This window comes from uncultured Campylobacter sp. (assembly GCF_938045345.1).
In the GTDB taxonomy this organism is placed as follows: Bacteria; Campylobacterota; Campylobacteria; order Campylobacterales; family Campylobacteraceae; genus Campylobacter_B.
The window spans coordinates 31,843-51,034 of sequence record NZ_CALIMS010000050.1 but is presented as its reverse complement, the minus strand read 5'-3'; the positions used below and the strand labels follow the sequence as shown (position 1 = coordinate 51,034).

Below are 19,192 nucleotides of genomic sequence, written 5' to 3'. Positions count from 1 at the left end.
GAAATTTCGCGAGTTGAAATTCCGAAATTCTGCCGTTCCCAAGCCTCGGGAATTTGAGCCTAAATTTAGAACTTGCAAAATTTTGAAATTTGACTGCGCAAAATACGGAGCGAGATTTTGGAATTTTGAAATTCTGCGCCGCGGAGGTTTGTGTTTTGAAATTTCGCGGGCTGTAAATTTAGGGCTAAATTTTAAAATTTGTAGCGATAAAATTTTATTCTGCGCGGCTCGACAGTGCCTCTACTTCTTGATAAATCAAATTTGTAAGCTGGTTTGAAATTTAATCGGTGCGGTTGCCGCCGTAAAATTCTATACGCAGCAGCAGTTTTTTAAACAACAGCGCGCCAAGACGGCGATGATCACCCACGCAAAATATGCCGCGCCGGCCGCAAGCACTGCGTGGCTGGCTAAGCGAGCGTTAGGTGATCGCGCGGGCCAGTCTATCTCGTAGGTTTAAAATTTCATCGCGTTTTAGCACAAAGCTGTTTTTGTTGGCGATGAGGTGCGCGGAGCTTTGCATTACGGTTTCTGCGGGCTGTAGCCCGTTTTGTTTCATCGTAGCGCCGGTCTCCACGACATCGACGATGGCGTCTGCAAGCCCTATGAGCGGGGCTAGCTCGATCGAGCCGTAGAGTTTGATGATATTTACGGCGACGGCCTTGGAAGCGAAGTATTCGCGAGTGATGTTGGGCATTTTCGTAGCGATTTTTAGGCTCGGAGCGCCGTAGTTTAGATGAGTACCCGCATGTACGCCCACGCAGACGCGGCATTTTCCGATTTTAAGATCGAGCAGCGTAAGTACGTCTGGGCGGTGCTCCTCAAGCACGTCAAGCCCCACTACGCCGATATCCGCCGCACCGCCCATAACGTAAGTAGGGATATCTTGGTTGCGGACGTAAAGGAATTTAAAATTGCCCTCTTGCATTATGAGTTTGCGATCCTCGAAGGCGAAATCAAGCCCGAAGATGGTTTTAAAAATTTTAAGCGTGTCGTCGGCTATGCGGCCTTTGGGAAGCGCTATGGTTATCATGCGAGCCCCTTTTTTGCGATCAAGCTTACCATCGATTTAAAGATCAGATCCTTTTCGTAGATCGAGTTGCGAAAATACCGCATCAGATAGGCTCCGTCGCCGCCCGTGAAGTAAATTTTATTATTGCCCGCGATGTTTTCGATCGTAAGCACTATCGGCTTTAAAATCCCGTAGTTTACGGCGCTTACGGTCTTTTGCGGCAGCGGATCCAGATCGATATTGGTTGAAAGCGTCACGTCCAGCACCGGCGCGATGCTCGCGAACGACTTTAAAAGCGTGCCGATACCGGGCATTATGAATCCGCCTAGGTGTGAGCTTTTAAACATCAAATCCACGGTGATTGCGCTGCCCGCATCGACGACGACGCCCGTCGTCACCGCCGAGCACGCCGCTATGCGGTCGATCCCAAGCCCGCGGTAGGCGGTTTTTAGCTCAAAGTGCGGCGCCAGATCGACAAACAGAGGGTTTTTCAGCTTTTTTTTCACGCTTTCGTTCACGCTAATGAAAAAAATTCGCTCTTTCGGCTCATACCGCATAAATTCCGCTATGGGCATGCTTTGCGTTACGCCGCCTTTATAAAATTTAACCCTGGAATTTCCTACATCACACAAAAGCATAGAGGCTAAATCCGTTTTCTTTTAAAAATTTCGTGCTTTTAGAGCACATCTGCGAGTTGTAAAACAGCACGCGCTTTTTTACGACCTTGCCTAGGCTTGCGCTAATGTCGCTTGCAAGCGAGAGCAGAAATTCCGCGTCGCGCATTACAAATCGAGATTTTGCGTCGCGCATAAATAAAAGGACGTTGTAGCTTTTCAGATCCACGCCAAAATACGCGTCGTATGATCGCGAGCGCGTGAAGCTAGCGATATCTAACGTTTGGAATTTTTGAAGCAAAAGGTCTTCGCGAACGCAGAGTTTTGAAATTTTATCTAGCATCAAAATTTAAAATTTTATCGTCATAGTAAAACGAGCTGCCTGCGATAAAAGACTTATCCTCGAACTCGCCATTTAGCTCGTAGATCGCTTGTCCCTCTAAATTTTCGTCCACGCGGATGACGTAGCCGTTGCGCTCGATGATATACAAATAGCCGCCGCTAAGTAGCGCGCCGCTAAACTGCGCGAAGGTAAATTTACGCGATTTGATCAAATTTAGCCCGCGATCCAGTAGCTCGACTCTGCCGTCTTTTAAGAAAAGATAAATTCTATCGCCGCTAAAAATCACGTCTTTGATGTCTACGTTATGGTTTTTATTGCCCGCAGGACTTACCAGCATTAGCCTAGTGGCGGTCACAGCATAAAGGTTATCGCCCTTGTTTTCTAAGGCGATAATGTTGTTAAAAAACGGCTGGTTACTCACGACAAAATCGCGTGCCGAGCGCCCACCTACGTTTTCTGCGATGCTGACTAGTCCGTCTAGCGCAGGATAAGCGATAAGTTGGTTGATAAATAGCGGTGACGCTACGCGCGAATCGATTGCGAATGCATCGCCTACTTTATGATCGAGTACCACTGCGCCAGAGCTTAGCTTGATAAGCATGATCGAGTCATCACTCATTACTAAAGCCAAATCATCGCCGCGTATATTTGCACTGAGCGCTTGTCTGCCGAGGGCTTTTTCAAATTTTACGGCACCTGTGCTACCAACTACTTTAAGCGTGCCATTGATGTCGGCTACGACGAAATTTCCATCATATTCACCTAAAAATTTCTCACTTTTTAGGACTTTGAAATTTTTCACCAATCCGTTTTTAGAGATGACTTCGCCGTCTTTTAGCGTAGCACCATCTTTACTAACCGCTACGATTTCCGATGGCAGTGAGCCGTTAAATTTCATATCGCCTGTGATGTTTTCGTCGCTAGGTTCGAAATACTGGCGCTTCGTCGAGCAGCCCAAAAATAAAAACGATAGTAAAAGCGTAAATATCAGCGTTTTTTTCATTATTTATTGCCTCCATAGTGTTTCAAAGCAAGTGCGATTTGACGAACTGGCGAGTTGAGTGGAATTTTATCTAGCTCTGCGTGAGCTTGCTCGATTTTGCCCTCTTTTAGTAGGTCGTAGCCTTTGAGCAAAGAATCGTAATCGGCGAGTAGCACCCCGCCTTGTTTGCCGTTTTGTAGATTTATTATCTCTTTTAGCACAACATCGATGCCTTGGGTATTTTCTAGCGCCGCTCGCTCGTCTGCAGAGCCGTTTTGCAAAATATAAAGAGCGTATAGATTTATATCTTTTTGCTTAAGCTCGGCTAGCTTAGTGTCATCGCGCTTGTTAAGCAGCTCGTCATAGATCGCATTAGCACTTGCTATACGGCGATCGCTTAAAAATTCATTTGCGTAATATCCGATAAACGCTACGATCAAAACCGCAGCCAAAAATATCAGCGGCTTTTTGTATTTTTTTACGAAAATTTCACTTTTTATGACGCTTTCTAGAAACTGCTCTTCTGTGCCAATCTCTTTTTTCACGCCTTCGATGTCGTCTTTTAAAGCCAAAATTCAGTCCTTTGTTTGAGAAAATCGGCGTAATTGTAGCATAAAAAATTTTAAATACCGCCTAAGATAAAGAATTTTTATGATATAATGTCGCATTTATCAGAAAAAGGAAAGTTATGATAATAGACGACGCCTTGCTAAGTAAGCTGGAAAGGCTATCCGCTCTTAAAATTCCAGATGCTAAGCGAGAAGAATTTAAAGGTCAATTAAATAATATTGTAGATTTTGTAGAAATTCTAAATGAACTGGATTTACAAAGCGGCGAGGCGGCTATCACTACGCTAAAAGGTGGTACTCCGTTTCGCAAAGATATCCCACGCAAAAGCGACGTCGCAGAAAGCGTCTTAAAGCATGCTCCGCAGTCCGAAGGCGGCTACTTCGTAGTACCGAAAATCATAGATTGAAAGGAATTTTATGGAAGAAGTTCAAAGAAATTTAGTAGATATCGAAACCCTACTAAAAACCGTCGTTTTTAACAAAGCGAGCGACCTTCACTTAGTTTCGCGCTCGGCGCCTCAAATACGTATCGACGGAACATTGCGCCCACTTGCCATGGATCCGCTTAAGGGCACGGATATCGAGTATATCTGCTACGCGCTCATTACCGATGCTCAAAAAAGTGCACTCGAGGAAAATAAAGAGCTTGACTTTGCGATCGAGCTTCCTAATATCGGACGCTTCCGTGGTAACTACTACTACACTATGAACGGCGATTTGGCTGCCGCATTTCGTATTATTCCTATCGATATTCCTAGCCTGGACGATTTAAAAGCCCCTACGATTTTTAAAGAGGTAGTCAAGCACGAAAAAGGCATGATTTTGGTTACCGGACCTACCGGTAGCGGTAAATCAACTACTCTTGCTGCGATGCTAAACGAGATCAACGAAAAAGAGCGCAAGCACATCATTACCGTTGAAGATCCGGTCGAGTTCGTCCATACCAATAAAAAAGCGCTTTTCTCTCACAGAAATATTGGCACCGATACCCATTCCTACGCTAATGCGTTAAAATTTGCCTTGCGTGAGGACCCGGACATTATCCTCGTGGGCGAGATGCGTGATAGAGAGACTATCTCGATCGCCATTACCGCTGCAGAGACCGGTCACTTGGTATTTGGTACGCTACACACCAACTCCGCGATGCAGACGATCAACCGTATTATCGATAGCTTTGATGGCGGCGAGCAGCTCCAAGTGCGAAATATGCTCTCTGTATCACTTACCGCGGTCATTTCGCAATCGCTTTTGCCAAAGCTTGGCGGTGGACGTATCGCGATCCATGAAATTTTGCTAAATAACAATGCCGTAGCGAATCTAATCCGCGAAAACAAGGTGCATCAAATTTACTCTCAAATGCAGCTAAATCAGCAATCTACCGGTATGATAACTCAAACTCAAGCGATGGTTAAAGCGATCCGTGCAAATCAAATTTCAAAAGACACGGCATTTAGGTATTCGACTAACCTACAAGAGCTAATAGGCGTGGTGGGTGCTTGATGGAAGGTATTAATTGGTTCGACGTCGGCTGTTTAGTACTCGTAGTGCTCTTTGGACTGCGCGGCATCACCAACGGCATCGTTAAAGAAATTTTTGGAATTTTGGGTCTCATCGGCGGTCTTTTTGCCGCGATGCGTTATAAAACTATGGCGGGCGAGTGGATTGCAGCAAAAATTCCAGCTTTGCAGAATGCAAACGGCGTGCTTTCAGGCGACACGACGCAGGTTCTCATCGGCTTTATCGCTGTGCTTTTTGGAGTATGGATCTCGTGTCTGATTATAGGCGAAATCATTTCAAAATTCTTTAAATGGAGCGGGCTCGGATTTGTCGATAAGATCGGCGGTTTCGTGTTTAGTGTAAGTAAAATTTTCTTGATTTTTGCCGTTATCGTTACGCTTGCAAGCGGTCCTATGTCGATGAACGAACAGACCAAAAGGTATTTTGAAAGCAGCAAAACTGCGCCGATTTTTTTAAAAATCGGAAATTGGATTTTAAATCTCAAAGACGATCCGAAGATCAAACAAAGCTTAGATTCTATCGGTTCTAAGATGGATGATAAACTCTTAAAAGATCAAAATTCTACCGCCCGTATGAACTCGGATCAAAATCAAAGCACTGAACCTAGCGATTTTAACGCCAGTTCAGAAGTAAATTCTACAGAAAGGACAAAATTATGAATGCAAAAATCGAAAATTTAGAGTTTGACGCTCTAATTGTTGAGTTTAAAAAGGCACTTGCCGCTAGCGGTCTAAAATATACCAAGCAGCGCGAGGTTTTGCTCCGCACGCTTTATAACAACAACAAACACTTCACGCCTGAGGCGCTTCACAACGAGATCAAAGCGAAATTTCCGGAGCTAAACGTAGGCATAGCGACGGTGTATCGCACCTTAAATTTACTAGAGGATTCAGGCATGGCTACGTCGATCTCATTTGGCGCGCAGGGCAAGAAATTTGAGCTTGCCAACAAGCCTCACCACGACCATCTAATCTGCAAAAGCTGCAATAAGATCATAGAATTTCAAGACGCCACTATTGAGCGAAAACAGCTTGCCGTCGCCAAAGAGCACGGATTTACGCTTACGGGACATATGATGCAGCTGTATGGAATTTGCCCTGAATGCGCGGTAAAAAGGAAGTAGATTGTTTGATAGCCAGTTAGAGATCCAAAGGATAGACAAGGCGTCGGAACTTCGGAATTTAGGGGCTAATCCCTATCCGCACTTTCTAAAAAAAGATATGAGCATAGCCGAGTTTAAAGAGAAATTCGGCTACATAAAAGATACCGAGGATAAAAAAGCGAGCGAGGAGGTAAGCCTTGCCGGAAGGTTAAAGCTAAAGCGTGTCGCGGGCAAATCCACCTTCGCAAACATAGAAGATCAAAGCGGCAATATTCAAATTTATTACTCTCGCGATAGCATCGGCGAGGAGGATTACGCTAAATTTAAGAAAAATCTCGAAGTGGGCGATATAATTTTGGTGCGCGGATACGCTTTCGTCACCCAAACGGGCGAGTTTTCGATCCATGCTAGTAAAATAACGCTTGCATCCAAAGCGATCTGCCCGCTTCCGGAGAAATTTCACGGCCTCGTCGATATCGAGATGCGATACCGCCAAAGATATCTCGATATGATAATGAACCCCGAGGTCCGCGAGGATTTTATCAAGCGCTCGATCATCGTTAGCAAGATCCGCAGCTTTTTTGAAAAGCACGGATTTTTGGAAGTCGAAACGCCGATGATGCACCCTATCGCGGGTGGCGCGAATGCTAAGCCTTTTATCACTCACCACAATGCCCTAGACGTCGATCGCTACTTGCGTATCGCGCCGGAGCTCTATCTTAAGCGCCTCGTCGTAGGCGGCATGGAGGCGGTCTTTGAGATCAACCGAAACTTCCGCAACGAAGGTATGGATCTGACGCACAATCCGGAATTTACAAGCATAGAATTCTACTGGGCATGGCATGATTATAACGACGCGATGAACCTAACCGAGGAGCTGTTTAAAGCGCTGTTTAAGAGGCTCGGGCTGGGTGAAATTTTAACCTACGATGAGCGCGAGATCGATTTTTCAAAACCTTTTGCGCGCATAAAATATCTCGACGCGCTTACGCAGATAGGCGGCATCGAGCCGCAGATCGTAAATGATCGCGAAAAGATCATCGCCAAACTCAAAGCCGATAAATTTGAAGTCAATGAAAAGCTCGATCTCGGCCACCTGCAGAGCGAACTTTTTGATAATTACGTAGAGGCTAAGCTCGTAAATCCGACCTTCATCGTGGATTTTCCGATCTCGATCAGCCCGCTTTCGCGCAGAAGCGACGAAAATCCGCAGATAGCCGAGAGATTTGAGCTCTACATCGCAGGCAAGGAGCTAGCCAACGCCTTTAACGAGCTGAACGATCCGCTCGATCAATACGCTAGATTTAAGGCGCAAATCGACGCCAAAAACGCGGGCGACGACGAAGCGCACGAGATGGATGAGGATTACGTCCGCGCGCTTAGCTATGCGATGCCGCCGACTACCGGCTGGGGGCTCGGCATCGACCGCTTGGCGATGATTTTACTGAATAAAAAATCTATCCGCGACGTGATTTTGTTCCCTGCGATGAGGCCGCTAAATTTAGAGAAGGAGTGAACGTGTCAAATTTAGAAAAATTCGATAATGAAATTTTTAGTTTAACCAACAGAGAGCTTGCCCGCCAGTGCGATTATTTGGAGATGATCGCGAGCGAAAATTTTACCTATCCCGAGGTGATGGAAGCGATGGGCTCGGTGCTAACGAACAAATACGCCGAGGGCTATCCCGGCAAGCGCTACTACGGCGGCTGCGAGTTCGTAGACGAGATCGAGCAGATAGCGATCGATCGCTGCAAAAAGCTCTTCGGCTGTGAGTTTGCAAACGTCCAGCCAAACAGCGGCAGCCAAGCCAACCAAGGCGTATATGCTGCATTTTTGAAACCTGGCGAGAAAATTTTAGGTATGTCGCTTAGCCACGGCGGGCATTTGACGCACGGCGCGAAGGTCTCAAGCAGCGGAAAGATGTATGAGAGCTTCGAATACGGCGTGGAGCTTGACGGCCGCATAAATTATGATAAGGTGCTTGAGATCGCTCAGATCGTAAAGCCGAAGATGATCGTTTGCGGCGCAAGTGCCTATACGCGCGAGATAGATTTTGCTAAATTTAGACAGATCGCTGATAGCGTGGGTGCTTTTCTTTTCGCCGACGTAGCGCACGTCGCAGGGCTCGTCGTCGCAGGCGAACACACGGATCCGTTTCCGCACTGCCACGTCGTAAGCTCGACCACGCACAAGACGCTTCGCGGTCCGCGCGGCGGCATTATAATGACCAACGACGAGGAATTTGCTAAAAGGATCAACTCGGCGATCTTCCCGGGTATTCAAGGCGGCCCGCTAATGCACGTCATCGCTGCTAAGGCAGTGGGCTTTAAACACAATCTAAGCCCGGAGTGGAAGCTCTACGCCAAGCAGGTCAAGGCAAACGCTAGAGTTTTGGGCGAGACGCTGGTTGGGCGCGGCTTTGATCTCGTTAGCGGCGGCACCGATAACCATCTGATTTTAATGAGCTTTTTAAATAGAGATTTTAGCGGCAAGGACGCTAGCGCCGCGCTTGAAAATGCAGGCATTACGACGAATAAAAATACCGTTCCGGGCGAGACGCGCAGCCCGTTCGTCACCAGCGGCATCCGCGTCGGAAGCCCAGCACTTACGGCGCGCGGCATGAAGGAGAAAGAATTTGAGTTTATCGGAAATAAAATCGCCGACGTGCTAAGCGACATCTCAAATTCCAAGCTTCAGGCGCAGGTCAAAGAGGAAGTGCGAGATTTGGCGCACCGCTTTATCATCTACGACCGCGCGATGTATTAAATTTAATAAATTCGGGTAAGCTTACCCGAATTATTTATTTCGTAAATTTTGCGTGGTAGAATTTACAAAGTAAATAATAATCTTAGGAGAGAGTATGAACGACAAAAATTTCGATATGAGCAGCATAGACGACATAGTGATCAATAACGGCAATGTCGATAAGAATGCAAATTTAAAAAAAGGTCTTACCGTCGCAGCCGGCGTCGTAGTTTTATTCTTAATCATTTTAATCATAATGAAGGCTATTAATAAAGACGATATTGACACCAATGCAGGTCTTACTATGCCTAGTGAAGAAGAGCTTGCCAAAGCGGAGCAAAAGCCTGCCGTGCAAGTTCAAAAACCCGAGCCTTCGCAGCCTGAGCCTGTAGAAGTGAAATCAGAACCCAATGCAGCATCTGCAGCTCCAACCAAAGTAGAGATAAAGACCCAAGAGCCTAATTCCGAAAGTAAGGTTGTTGCAAGCGCTCAGCCTGAAGCGCAGAAAGTAGAAATCCAAAAGCCCGAAATCAAAGAAGAGCCAAAAAAATCCGAAGTTAAAATAGAAAGTAAAAAGATTGAGCCTAAAGACGAAGCCAAAAAGTCTGAAAAAACGGACGTAAAAAAGTCCGAGCCTAAGAAAGAATCTGCAAAAGACGAGATCAAAAAAGAACCTTCTAAAACCGAAATTAGAAAAGTCGAGCAAAAAGTAGAGCCTAAAAAAGAACCTGAAAAACAAGCAAAAACAGAAGTTAAAAAAGAGTCTTCAAAAACGGAAGTTAAAAAGGAACATGCGAAAGCTGAAGCCAAAAAAGAGCCAGCAAAACCTGAGCCTAAAAAAGAAGCCAGCAAGCCGGAGTCTAAAAGCGAGAGCGTAAAAGCTGGCGTTGCAGCAAAGAGCACCAGCACCAGCGTGGCAAACGGCAGTTATGTGCAGGTTTTCGCATCAAATGCCTACGATCCAAACGGGTCTGACACTAAAAAAATCACTAAAAAAGGCTATAATCCGATCGCTCTGCAAACTCACGTCGGCAGCAAGAGCGTGACTAAAATTTTAGTCGGACCTTTTGAGGGCGAGGCGCTACAAAAGGCACTTAGCGATATGCGCAGCATCAATAGCGGAGCGTATATCTACCGAGTGAAATAGTGGACAGATTCGCGGTTTTCGGCAACCCGATCGCCCACTCCCTCTCGCCGCTACTTCATAACTACGCTATAAAATTTCTAGCCCTAGACGCCTACTATGGGCGAGTTTTGCTGCAGCGCGGCGAGGAGCTGCGAGCTAAATTTGAAACTTTAGGGCTTACGGGCGCGAACGTAACCGTGCCTTTTAAGCTCGACGCATTTAAAGCATGCGACCTCCTAAGCGAGGCGGCGCAGAAGATAGGCTCGGTAAACACGCTGATGCTAAAAGGCGGCGCGCTGCACGGCTTTAACACCGACGCCCAGGGGTTTTTCTGCGCGATCTTGGATTTTGGCGAGATTCGCAACGCGCTTATTTTAGGCGCGGGCGGCACGACGCGGGCAATCGGCTACGCGCTAAGCAAAAACGGCGTGAAATTCGACATCCTAAACCGTAGCGTAAAAGATTTTGACTTCGGTTGCGAGGAATTTTTTACCTATGAAAATTTTAGATCCAAAGACTACGATCTGATCGTCAATGCCACTGGCGCAGGGCTAAAAGATGATGCGCTACCTGCGCCCGAAGGGGTAATAGATGAAATTTTATCCCGCGCAAAATTTGCTTTTGATGCGATCTATGGCAAGCAGACTCCATTTTTACAAGCCGCGAGCGCAAAAAATCTACCCGCAAAAGACGGCAAAGAGATGCTGATAAATCAGGGCGCGCTTGCTTTCAATCTCTTTTTCGGCGGCAAATTCGACTTAGTAGAGATTGTGGCGCTGATGAGCCATGCTGCAAATTTACGCTAAATCGGCTCTTAGGCTTTTCAATTATCCGCCCAGTCTAATTAAACGCTTTAAATTTTGCGTCAAGTTAATTATACGTTCTTAAATTTTATATCGTGTAATTCGGGCGTTTAGCCTCAAAATTTTTACGTTTGCTTTCAGCCGAGCCGTATTAATTTGTCTACAAAAAATTCTGTTTAAAATTGCTACGAATTAGGCATAAAGATGCTTGGTAAAGTCTCGCGCATTTTTCTGCTCGTTTCTTGGATGTTCTATTCTAAAATTTTGCGACGAATCTAAACTAAAATTTTGTGCAGTTTAAGTAAAATGTGATTGTTTGTGAATTATACAATAAAACTTTACTTGAGCGAGATGACGCAAGACCGAGGTGTTTATTAAAAAGATAAAATTGCTACCAAAATTTCAAAATTTAAAGCTAAATTTTAATTAATTGTTATACAATAAAAAATATAAACTAATAATTGCTAAAGGTTAAAATTTGATGTTTTTCGGCAAAATTTTAAAATTTTACGCGCACGGATTTGCTTCGATGAAGCTTGGCAAAACGCTATGGGCAGTGATTTTGATCAAGCTATTTATAATTTTTGTGCTACTTAAATTTTTCATTTTCGACGAAAATTTAGATTCTAAATTTAAAACCGATCAAGAAAAAATCGATTTCATCTATAAAAATTTGACTAAGGAGTAGGAATGCAAGAGCTTGCTAGCGTGGATTGGTCGAGGGCGCAGTTTGCGCTCACGGCGCTTTATCACTTTCTTTTCGTGCCCCTAACGCTGGGGCTTAGCTTTATCGTGGCGTTTATGGAGAGCCTATATGTCGCGACCGGCAAACAGGAGTGGCTCAAGATTACTAAATTTTGGCTACGCCTTTTCGGTATAAATTTCGCCATCGGCGTCGCGACCGGTATCATAATGGAGTTTGAGTTCGGTACCAACTGGGCGAATTACAGCTGGTTCGTGGGCGATATCTTCGGTGCGCCGCTTGCGATAGAGGGCTTGCTGGCGTTTTTCTTGGAGGCTACCTTTTTTGCGGTAATGTTCTTCGGCTGGGATCGCGTAAGCAAGAAATTTCACCTTCTCTCGACCTGGCTCGTGGCGATCGGATCAAATTTAAGCGCATATTGGATCCTAATCGCGAACGCCTGGATGCAAAACCCGGTAGGCACGAGCTTTAACCCCGATACGATGCGCAACGAGATGAGTAATTTTTTAGATATCGCGCTATCTCACTTCGGAGTGGCTAAATTTTTACATACCGTCGGCGGCGGTTACATTACCGCGGCGCTTTTCGTGCTTGGAATTTCGGCGTTTTATATGCTAAAAAACAAAGACTTCACGCTTGCTAAAAAAAGCTTCATCGTAGCGGCAAGCTTCGGTATGCTAAGCTCGCTTTTCGTGCTATTTAGCGGCGACGAGAGCGCCTATCAGGTCGCGCAAAAGCAGCCGATGAAGCTTGCGGCGATGGAGGGTCTGTATAAGGGCGAAGTAAATGCAGGCATCGTTGCGGCGGGAGTTTTAAATCCGAGCAAACTTCCCGGAGACGATAAGGAGCCGTTTTTGTTTGAGATCAAGGCGCCTTACGCGCTGGGGCTGATGGCTACGAGAGGGCTTGATAATTTTACTCCGGGCATCGATGATTTGGTATTTGGAAATGAAAAATTCGGCATCGAAGGCGCGGATAAAAAGATCGAAAAAGGCAAAATCGCTCTGCAAGCGCTAAAGGATTATAAGGTCGCCAAAGACGCCAATGATACCGCTGCGATGCAGCAGGCGCGCGAAATTTTATTCGGTAACCAAAATATGCAAAATCTAGGCTACGGCTACCTTGACGACGCGAAGCAGATCGTCCCTCCCGTGGCGCTTACCTTTTATAGCTTCCACGTGATGGTGGCTTTGGGAAGCTATTTTATCTTGCTATTTTTCGTGACGCTATTTTTGGCGATGCGAAAAAACCTCGCCGAATACAAGAAAATTCTATGGCTTTGCGTCTTTAGCATTCCTCTGGGATATGTCGCGTGCGAGGCGGGCTGGATCGTAGCCGAAGTAGGGCGCCAGCCGTGGGCGATACAAGATCTTATGCCGGTGGGCGTCGCAGCTACGAGCCTAGCGGGAACGAACATAATGATCTCGTTTATGCTCTTTGCGGTTTTATTTACGGTTTTATTCATAGCCGAGATAAAGATCATGCTAAAACAGATAAAGATAGGATTTTAAGATGCACGAAATTTTTCAAATTTATTGGTGGTGCGTGGTTTCGCTTCTGGGCGGAATTTTGGTTTTTATGCTCTTCGTGCAGGGCGGTCAGACGCTGCTTTTTACGCTGGCGAAAAATGAGACCGAGAAGGATTTTATAATAAATTCCATCGGCAAGAAATGGGAGCTTACATTTACTACGCTCGTTATGTTTGGCGGAGCGTGCTTCGCGGCGTTTCCGCTATTTTATGCGACCAGCTTCGGCGGGGCGTATTGGGCGTGGATGGCTCTGCTTTTTTGCTTCATAATCCAAGCCGTCGCTTACGAATACAGAAAAAAGCCCGATAATTTCTTGGGCGCCAAAACTTATGAAGCCTTTCTTTTCATAAACGGCTCGCTGGGCACGATCCTGCTTGGTATCATCGTCTCGACGCTTTTTAGCGGCAGCGAGTTCGCGCTAGGGCAGAATAATTTCGTGCAGTGGAAAAACTCCGCTCGCGGACTTGAGGCGCTAGCAAATCCGTTTAATTACATCTTGGGAGTTGCGCTATTTTTCTGCGCTAGGACGGGAGCGAGCTTATATTTGATGAATAATATCGCCGAGCCCGAAATGATCGCTAAGCTCAAAGCCTCGCTTAAATTTAACGCTAGCGCGTTTTTGGTATTTTTCATCGCGTTTTTGGCGTGGGTCTTGCTAAAGCAGGGCTATGCAGTCGGCGCGGGCGGCGTCGTAAGTCTCGAGAGCTTTAAGTATCTGCACAATTACCTAAGCCTGCCTGCGGCACTAATCTTGCTGCTGCTCGGCGTTGTGCTGGTGTTGGTGGGGATATTCAAAGGCACATTTACAAGCAGCGTGCGCGGAGTATTTTTCTACGGCGTAGGCGTCGTATGCGCGGTAACGAGCGTATTTTTGATCCTAGGGCTAAATCACACGGCGTTTTATCCGTCAAATTTTGACCTACAAAGCTCGCTTTCGATAAGCAACGCAAGCTCGAGCCTCTATACGCTTAAGACGATGTTTTACGTATCGTTTCTAGTGCCTTTCGTGCTGGGTTATATCAGCTATGTTTGGCGCGCAATGGATGCGAAGAAGCTTGATAAAGAGGAGCTTATAAACGAGCATTATTAGGCGCGCCCGCTCTAGCGCGGCTTTTGCACGTCGTGTGGCGGCGAGGAGTTGCTCTAGTGCGAGGCACTGCGTGCTTTTGCGCTTGGTTAAATTTCATATCGGTGGCGCTTTTTACGCGCCGCATTTATAAAAAATTTTAAGGATTAAAAATGGTCAAATCTTTAGTTTTCATCGCGATTTGGATGATCTTGCTAATCGCGAGCTATAAATTTATAAAGCTAAACATTACTCATCAAGAAAAAAGAGAGCAGTAAAAGCGTAGAAATTTTAAAAGCTTGCGGCCCGGAATTTCGCTTTAAATTTAGAAAGTGAAATTCCGGCGGAAGATGCGGGCGAAATTTTATCTAGCCCTTGTAGTCGATATTTTTTTCAAACTCTTTAAGTCGCATATGGATTGAGCGCAGCTCCGTGATCGTCGTCCAGTTATCGATAAAAACGCTAAAGCTACCGCGTACTTGGTTAAAAGCATTGCCTACTTGAATCATCACTCCAAGCGTAATCGCCTTAGTAAAAAGTCCTGGTCCCATTATGAGATAGGGCACGATAACTAGGATTTGCGAGAAAGAATTTAGCCATAAATCAAAGTAGCAGTAGTGCAAAAATAGCCTGTAATAGTTGTGCTTTAGTTTGCCAAATAGCGTCTTTGTAGTCTCTTCGCTCGCATATTCCGCCTTATTCTCCTCGGCATAAACCAGCTCTTTACGAAACGCAGCTTCCGCCTTTTGATTGTTGTATTCAAGCCTAGGCAGAAACCAACCTACTAGCCAAGAAATTATCAGTCCGCCGATGCTTACTGCAAGTGCGATCCATACGAGAGAGCCGGGAATTTTTTTGAGCGCCTCAAAAGGTACTTTCTCGCTAAGACTCCACAAAACAGGGATAAACGCAAAAAGAGTCATCGCCGCCGAAAGTACGCGCGTGCCGATATCTTCGATGATTTTTGAGAAGCGGTAGATGTCTTCTTGGATACGCTGCGAGCTTCCTTCGATATCTTTACTTACTTTTTTCCAGTATGAAAAATACGAAAATGTCATCGCCTCTCGCCATTTAAATGCCCAAATTCGCGCCACGTATCGCTCCGAAATAGCAGCTACTACGGCAGGCATCGCTATCCATAAAAAGACCCTCATCTGTGCGTAAAAATCGTTTAACGTATGACGATCTACGTTTTGACATAAATCATAAAATACGCGATACCATTCGTTGAAACGCACGCTCAGCGTAGTTTGGTACCAATTGATAGCGATCAAAAATACTAGCCCTGTATATGCTAAAAGTGCCCATTTTTTGCTTTTAAAAAATGAAACGAACATTAGCGTTTCTCGGAGCTTTTTGGATTTAAAATCGCTGTAAATAGCCTATCGCTTAGCATTTGTGCGGCTTTTTGCACATCCGCGCTTTTTACCGCATTTATGCTTGCCGCGTAGCTTTTTTCATCATAGAGCGGATAGCCGTAAAGCTCGTGTGCAGTGATATTAGCAAGCCAAAAATCATTCGTCTGCGCAGCCCTTTTGGTCGATAGAATTTGAGCTTTTTTAAAATTTGCCAGCTCGCTATCTTTCGCACCGGAGCTTTCGATCTGTTTTAAAATTTCACTCACGCTTGCTGCAACGGCACGGGCATCTTTCGGCTCGGTAGAAAACGATACGTTCAAGCTCGCTGCGATTTGTGGCTCACGCACATAGGCGCTATGCACCATCGCCGAGTAAATTTGTCCGCGCGCCTCGCGGATCTGCTCGACGATGCGATTGCTTAGCACGCTTTTTAACGCTTGAAATTTATAAGTGTCTGCAAAGTCAAAATTTTGCAGCTCATAGTTTGAAAAAATCATCCGAACTTCGCTTTTATCACTATCGCCGTAGTCTTGTACTATCTCGCCGCTAGAAGTATTTAGCATCAAAGTTTTAGGCGTAGCGCTGCTTGTGCCGGGCTTTAGATTGCCGATATATTTGGCTAGAATTTGTTTCGCGCGCGCAGGCTCAAAATCGCCGCTAAGCACAAAGATAAAATCTCCAACACCTGAAAAAATTTCATCCGCATCGCGCTGTAAATCGGCAAGATTTGCGCTCTTTACGTCATCTACGCTAAGCGGCTGCTTGCGAGCCGTATCTCCTGAATATAGAGATTTTAAAATTTGCTCGCCGAATTTAAATTCCGCCGTCTCGTCTCGTAGCGCAATCGCCGAAAGCGCGTCGGTTTTGTATTTTGTAAGCGAGCTTGCATGAATTAGCGGCTCGCTAAATCTTGCGTAAAGCTCGTGCGCCATCGCCTCCAGATCCGCTCCTGCGCCTCTAAAACCGCAGTCTGCGTCATCCATCCTAAATCTTAGCTTATAATCAAATTTTGAGGTCAAGCGTCCCGCCTCATATTCGTTTAGCTCACCTATGGTGCCTGAGTTGAGCAGCGCAGTTAAAATTTCGCCACGAGCCTTGCCAAAGTGCGCGTAACCGCCTTTTTTAACGGCTACGAGGGCGATTTTATTTTTCTCGCTTTTAAGGGGTTTTAAAATTACGCGAGCGCCGTTTTTAAACACCAAAATTTCAGTGCCGCTAGCGCCTTTTTGTGCTTTAAATTCCGTCTCTTTTAAATTTGCTCCCGCAAGCTGCTTGGAAGCAAGCTTCGAAGCAGCGAAATTAAACGGCACCGCTTTTTCGTAGAGCAGCTCCGCGTCTTTTTGGCTAATGCCCAAATCCTTTGCCGAGATAATCTCCGTAAATCTCGCTCCATCCGTTATCTTTGAGAAAAATTTATTAACATCTGCTAGCGTTATTTCTTCTAACGCCTTGAGGCTTAGATCGTGCTCGTCTTGCTTGCTAAGCTTTACATTGCCGTTTTGTACGAAATCAAGTAGCGCTCCTATTTGCGCACTTTGTGTATCGTTTTTAAGCAGATCGGCTTGCACTTGATGTTTAAATTCCGCCTTAACGCTATCAAAATCGTCATTGTTAAATCCGTGTTCGCGTACCCCTTTGATCGCGCTAAAAAGACTATTTAATGTGGCGTTGGTGTCGAAATTAAAAATATTCGCGCTTATGCTGTATAGTCTGCGGTTTTTAAACAGATCGTCCGAGCCGAAATAGGCTTTAAGCGGAATTTTGGCATTTATATTCATCGCCTCGTATCCAAGCTCCATTAGCCTCGATACGTAGGCTTGCAGCCACTCATTTTTAAGCGCACCGTAGCTCCTTAGCGGCTCATATTTGCCTGCGTAAAGCACGCTAGCGACATTGGCGCCGAGCTCGGGCTCTACGGTGCTTACTAGCCCGCCTTCAAATGGGCGTAGGCTAAGATCGCGCGGGATTTTTTCGCCGTGCGCAGAAAGAGAGCTAAAATTTTGCTTGATTAGGTTTTTAATCTGCTCAACGTTTACGTCGCCCACGACTATGATGCTAATGGCGCTAGGAAGGTAGTTGCGCGCGTAGAATTTTTTTAGTTGCTCGCCAGTGGCGCCTTTGATGATTTCATTTTGTCCGATCGGAAAGCGTCTGGAAAATATGGAATTAGGGTATAAATATGTGGCACGCTTTTCATAAAATCGCCTCTCAAAGCCTTTTTTTGCTTCTTCTAAGATGATGCCTTTTTCCTTTTGCGTTTCGTTCTCGTCAAATTTTACGCCGCCTGCATAATCGCGCAGTACCAAAAATACATCCTTTAGTGTCTCGTCGCTCACTTGGGCTTGGATGTTGTAGGTGGTGTTTTCAAAGCCAGTCTGTGCATTGAGATCGGCGCCGAATTTTACTCCCAAGCGCTGCAAGGTATGGACTAGCTCGTTTTTATCGAAGTGCTCGCTGCCGTTAAATGCCATATGCTCGACGAAGTGCGCAAGACCTTGCTCGTCATCATTTTCATCAACACTACCTGCGGCTACGTTGAGGTAAAAAAGCGCGCTATTTTTCGGCACGTCGTTTTTGAGGATATAAAATTTCACGCCGTTTGCTAGCTTGCCGTGCACGACGCTAGGATCGAGCTTAAGCGGCGCATCCGGGTTGGTATCTGCGGAGTAAAGGCTCAAAGAGCAAAGCAGGGCGGAGATAAAAAATATAAGCTTTTTCATAATTGTCCTTGGATTTAAAAACTTGCGATTGTAACAAAAGCTAGTTTAAAGTATGATTTTGCGAGCTTTGTTATGGGTAAAATTTTGCCAAGGATTTGGAATTTTACTCGCGGTTTTGAAATTTTACTTGCAGAATTGAGAGGAATGGAATTTTTGGAATTTTTGGAATCCCGCTGCCGCGACTTAAAATTTTGGCAGCGGAATTTAGAAAGCTTTGCTAGCTTTAACAGCCCATGCAAGGCTAAATTTAAACCTTACGCAGTTAGAATTAGAATTCATACGCTCGCGCGAAGAATTTTACAACTTATAGTTTGCTCGCATTTTTGCCTAGATAATCCGCGACGCCCTTAGGGTCTGCTTTCATCCCTGCGTCACCTTTGTGCCAGCCTGCAGGGCAGACCTCGCCGTGCTCGTTGGTAAATAGCATCGTATCGACCATTCTTAGCATCTCGTCGATGTTTCTGCCGAGCGGTAGGTCGTTGATAACGGCGTGGCGGACGGTGCCGTCTTTGTCAAGCAGGAAGCTGCCGCGAAGCGCTACGGCGTTGCCGAACAGCACGTCGAAGCTGCGTGCGATATCTTTTGTGATATCCGAAACTAGCGGGAACTGCACTTTGCCGATACCGCCTGCGTTTACCGGAGTATTTTTCCATGCAAGATGCGTAAATTCGCTATCGCAGCTAACGCCGATAACTTCGATACCTTTGGATTTGAAATCTTGATATCTGTGATCGAATGCAATGATCTCGCTTGGGCAGACGAAGGTAAAATCTTTTGGATAAAAGAATACGACCGCGCCTTTTTCGCCGATATTTTTATAGAGGTTGAAATCCTCAACTATTTCGTTGTTGCCTAAAACCGCAGTTGCCGTGAAATCAACGGCTTTGTTGGTTACTATCATTTGTTTCTCCTTGTTAATAAAATTTATGATGGCGATTATACATTTTAAAACTTTATATTTGCTGAAATTTGATGAAAATTTTTATATAATAAAATTTATTTGCT

At 45.5% G+C, this 19,192-nt stretch carries 19 protein-coding genes; 11 read left to right on the top strand and 8 right to left on the bottom strand.

What is annotated here, in order from left to right:
- Positions 1–418: 418 nt before the first annotated feature.
- The 5 genes from hisG to Q0144_RS08885 are packed head-to-tail and all read right to left on the bottom strand — an operon-like array spanning position 419 to position 3,520.
- On the bottom strand, positions 419–1,030 hold the full coding sequence (gene hisG, locus Q0144_RS08905) for an ATP phosphoribosyltransferase (RefSeq protein ID WP_298063459.1): 612 nt from the start codon (positions 1,028–1,030) through the stop codon (positions 419–421).
- Positions 1,027–1,647: a type III pantothenate kinase gene (locus Q0144_RS08900; RefSeq protein ID WP_298063456.1), complete on the bottom strand. Its 621-nt coding sequence runs from the start codon at positions 1,645–1,647 to the stop codon at positions 1,027–1,029. Before Q0144_RS08900 ends, hisG begins: the two co-directional genes overlap by 4 nt.
- Positions 1,634–1,969, bottom strand: a complete 336-nt coding sequence (locus Q0144_RS08895; protein ID WP_298063453.1) for a hypothetical protein — start codon at positions 1,967–1,969, stop codon at positions 1,634–1,636. Before Q0144_RS08895 ends, Q0144_RS08900 begins: the two co-directional genes overlap by 14 nt.
- Entirely contained in the window at positions 1,956–2,969 is a 1,014-nt protein-coding gene (locus Q0144_RS08890) for an L-seryl-tRNA selenium transferase (RefSeq protein ID WP_298063452.1), read from the bottom strand. The genes Q0144_RS08895 and Q0144_RS08890 overlap by 14 nt, the downstream gene beginning before the upstream one ends.
- Positions 2,969–3,520, bottom strand: coding sequence for a hypothetical protein (locus Q0144_RS08885; RefSeq protein WP_297894158.1), 552 nt, complete (start codon positions 3,518–3,520; stop codon positions 2,969–2,971). The genes Q0144_RS08890 and Q0144_RS08885 overlap by 1 nt, the downstream gene beginning before the upstream one ends.
- Positions 3,521–3,636: 116 nt before the next feature.
- Between Q0144_RS08885 and gatC the strand changes: the two genes are divergently transcribed.
- The 11 genes from gatC (at position 3,637) to Q0144_RS08830 (ending at position 14,133) form a co-directional block, all read left to right on the top strand.
- Positions 3,637–3,924 carry an Asp-tRNA(Asn)/Glu-tRNA(Gln) amidotransferase subunit GatC gene (gatC, locus tag Q0144_RS08880; protein WP_291939991.1) on the top strand — a complete coding sequence of 96 codons (288 nt, stop codon included), beginning with the start codon at positions 3,637–3,639 and terminating at the stop codon, positions 3,922–3,924.
- 10 nt (positions 3,925–3,934) lie between these two features.
- Entirely contained in the window at positions 3,935–5,017 is a 1,083-nt protein-coding gene (locus Q0144_RS08875) for a type IV pilus twitching motility protein PilT (RefSeq protein WP_005871218.1), read from the top strand.
- Positions 5,017–5,694, top strand: coding sequence for a CvpA family protein (locus tag Q0144_RS08870; protein ID WP_297901032.1), 678 nt, complete (start codon positions 5,017–5,019; stop codon positions 5,692–5,694). Before Q0144_RS08875 ends, Q0144_RS08870 begins: the two co-directional genes overlap by 1 nt.
- Positions 5,691–6,158 carry a Fur family transcriptional regulator gene (locus tag Q0144_RS08865; RefSeq protein ID WP_291939986.1) on the top strand — a complete coding sequence of 156 codons (468 nt, stop codon included), beginning with the start codon at positions 5,691–5,693 and terminating at the stop codon, positions 6,156–6,158. Before Q0144_RS08870 ends, Q0144_RS08865 begins: the two co-directional genes overlap by 4 nt.
- Position 6,159: 1 nt before the next feature.
- Positions 6,160–7,653 carry a lysine--tRNA ligase gene (lysS, locus tag Q0144_RS08860; protein WP_298063449.1) on the top strand — a complete coding sequence of 498 codons (1,494 nt, stop codon included), beginning with the start codon at positions 6,160–6,162 and terminating at the stop codon, positions 7,651–7,653.
- Positions 7,654–7,655: 2 nt separating this feature from the next.
- The gene (locus tag Q0144_RS08855; RefSeq protein WP_298063448.1) at positions 7,656–8,903 is read left to right on the top strand and encodes a serine hydroxymethyltransferase; all 1,248 of its coding nucleotides are present in this window, start codon (positions 7,656–7,658) and stop codon (positions 8,901–8,903) included.
- A 94-nt stretch (positions 8,904–8,997) separates the two neighbouring features.
- Positions 8,998–10,029, top strand: coding sequence for a hypothetical protein (locus Q0144_RS08850; RefSeq protein ID WP_298063445.1), 1,032 nt, complete (start codon positions 8,998–9,000; stop codon positions 10,027–10,029).
- Positions 10,029–10,814 (top strand): shikimate dehydrogenase, encoded by a 786-nt coding sequence (locus Q0144_RS08845; protein ID WP_298063443.1) that lies wholly within the window; start codon positions 10,029–10,031, stop codon positions 10,812–10,814. Before Q0144_RS08850 ends, Q0144_RS08845 begins: the two co-directional genes overlap by 1 nt.
- Before the next feature lie 478 nt (positions 10,815–11,292).
- Complete coding sequence (locus tag Q0144_RS08840) at positions 11,293–11,499, top strand: DUF4492 domain-containing protein (RefSeq protein ID WP_005871229.1); 207 nt, start codon at positions 11,293–11,295, stop codon at positions 11,497–11,499.
- 2 nt (positions 11,500–11,501) lie between these two features.
- Entirely contained in the window at positions 11,502–13,025 is a 1,524-nt protein-coding gene (locus Q0144_RS08835; protein ID WP_298063440.1) for a cytochrome ubiquinol oxidase subunit I, read from the top strand.
- 1 nt (position 13,026) lies between these two features.
- Positions 13,027–14,133 (top strand): cytochrome d ubiquinol oxidase subunit II, encoded by a 1,107-nt coding sequence (locus tag Q0144_RS08830; protein WP_298063438.1) that lies wholly within the window; start codon positions 13,027–13,029, stop codon positions 14,131–14,133.
- A 344-nt stretch (positions 14,134–14,477) separates the two neighbouring features.
- Here Q0144_RS08830 and Q0144_RS08825 read toward each other — a convergent pair whose 3' ends face one another.
- The 3 genes from Q0144_RS08825 to Q0144_RS08815 all read right to left on the bottom strand — a co-directional run bounded on the left by Q0144_RS08825 (position 14,478) and on the right by Q0144_RS08815 (position 19,088).
- Positions 14,478–15,446 (bottom strand): putative transporter, encoded by a 969-nt coding sequence (locus Q0144_RS08825; RefSeq protein WP_298063437.1) that lies wholly within the window; start codon positions 15,444–15,446, stop codon positions 14,478–14,480.
- Positions 15,446–18,187: a M16 family metallopeptidase gene (locus Q0144_RS08820; RefSeq protein WP_298063435.1), complete on the bottom strand. Its 2,742-nt coding sequence runs from the start codon at positions 18,185–18,187 to the stop codon at positions 15,446–15,448. The genes Q0144_RS08825 and Q0144_RS08820 overlap by 1 nt, the downstream gene beginning before the upstream one ends.
- Positions 18,188–18,491: 304 nt before the next feature.
- Entirely contained in the window at positions 18,492–19,088 is a 597-nt protein-coding gene (locus Q0144_RS08815) for a peroxiredoxin (RefSeq protein ID WP_005871241.1), read from the bottom strand.
- Positions 19,089–19,192: the final 104 nt, after the last annotated feature.

What these genes read in the sequence shown, in the direction of transcription:
- Q0144_RS08865 (WP_291939986.1), top strand. Translation starts at nt 5,691, where the DNA reads ATGAATGCAAAAATCGAAAATTTAGAGTTTGACGCTCTAATTGTTGAG.
- Q0144_RS08875 (WP_005871218.1), top strand. Translation starts at nt 3,935, where the DNA reads ATGGAAGAAGTTCAAAGAAATTTAGTAGATATCGAAACCCTACTAAAA.
- Q0144_RS08815 (WP_005871241.1), bottom strand. Translation starts at nt 19,088, where the DNA reads ATGATAGTAACCAACAAAGCCGTTGATTTCACGGCAACTGCGGTTTTA.
- Q0144_RS08900 (WP_298063456.1), bottom strand. Translation starts at nt 1,647, where the DNA reads ATGCTTTTGTGTGATGTAGGAAATTCCAGGGTTAAATTTTATAAAGGC.
- Q0144_RS08820 (WP_298063435.1), bottom strand. Translation starts at nt 18,187, where the DNA reads ATGAAAAAGCTTATATTTTTTATCTCCGCCCTGCTTTGCTCTTTGAGC.
- Q0144_RS08830 (WP_298063438.1), top strand. Translation starts at nt 13,027, where the DNA reads ATGCACGAAATTTTTCAAATTTATTGGTGGTGCGTGGTTTCGCTTCTG.
- Q0144_RS08890 (WP_298063452.1), bottom strand. Translation starts at nt 2,969, where the DNA reads ATGAAAAAAACGCTGATATTTACGCTTTTACTATCGTTTTTATTTTTG.
- Q0144_RS08840 (WP_005871229.1), top strand. Translation starts at nt 11,293, where the DNA reads ATGTTTTTCGGCAAAATTTTAAAATTTTACGCGCACGGATTTGCTTCG.
- Q0144_RS08835 (WP_298063440.1), top strand. Translation starts at nt 11,502, where the DNA reads ATGCAAGAGCTTGCTAGCGTGGATTGGTCGAGGGCGCAGTTTGCGCTC.
- hisG (WP_298063459.1), bottom strand. Translation starts at nt 1,030, where the DNA reads ATGATAACCATAGCGCTTCCCAAAGGCCGCATAGCCGACGACACGCTT.
- gatC (WP_291939991.1), top strand. Translation starts at nt 3,637, where the DNA reads ATGATAATAGACGACGCCTTGCTAAGTAAGCTGGAAAGGCTATCCGCT.
- Q0144_RS08825 (WP_298063437.1), bottom strand. Translation starts at nt 15,446, where the DNA reads ATGTTCGTTTCATTTTTTAAAAGCAAAAAATGGGCACTTTTAGCATAT.
- Q0144_RS08870 (WP_297901032.1), top strand. Translation starts at nt 5,017, where the DNA reads ATGGAAGGTATTAATTGGTTCGACGTCGGCTGTTTAGTACTCGTAGTG.
- Q0144_RS08850 (WP_298063445.1), top strand. Translation starts at nt 8,998, where the DNA reads ATGAACGACAAAAATTTCGATATGAGCAGCATAGACGACATAGTGATC.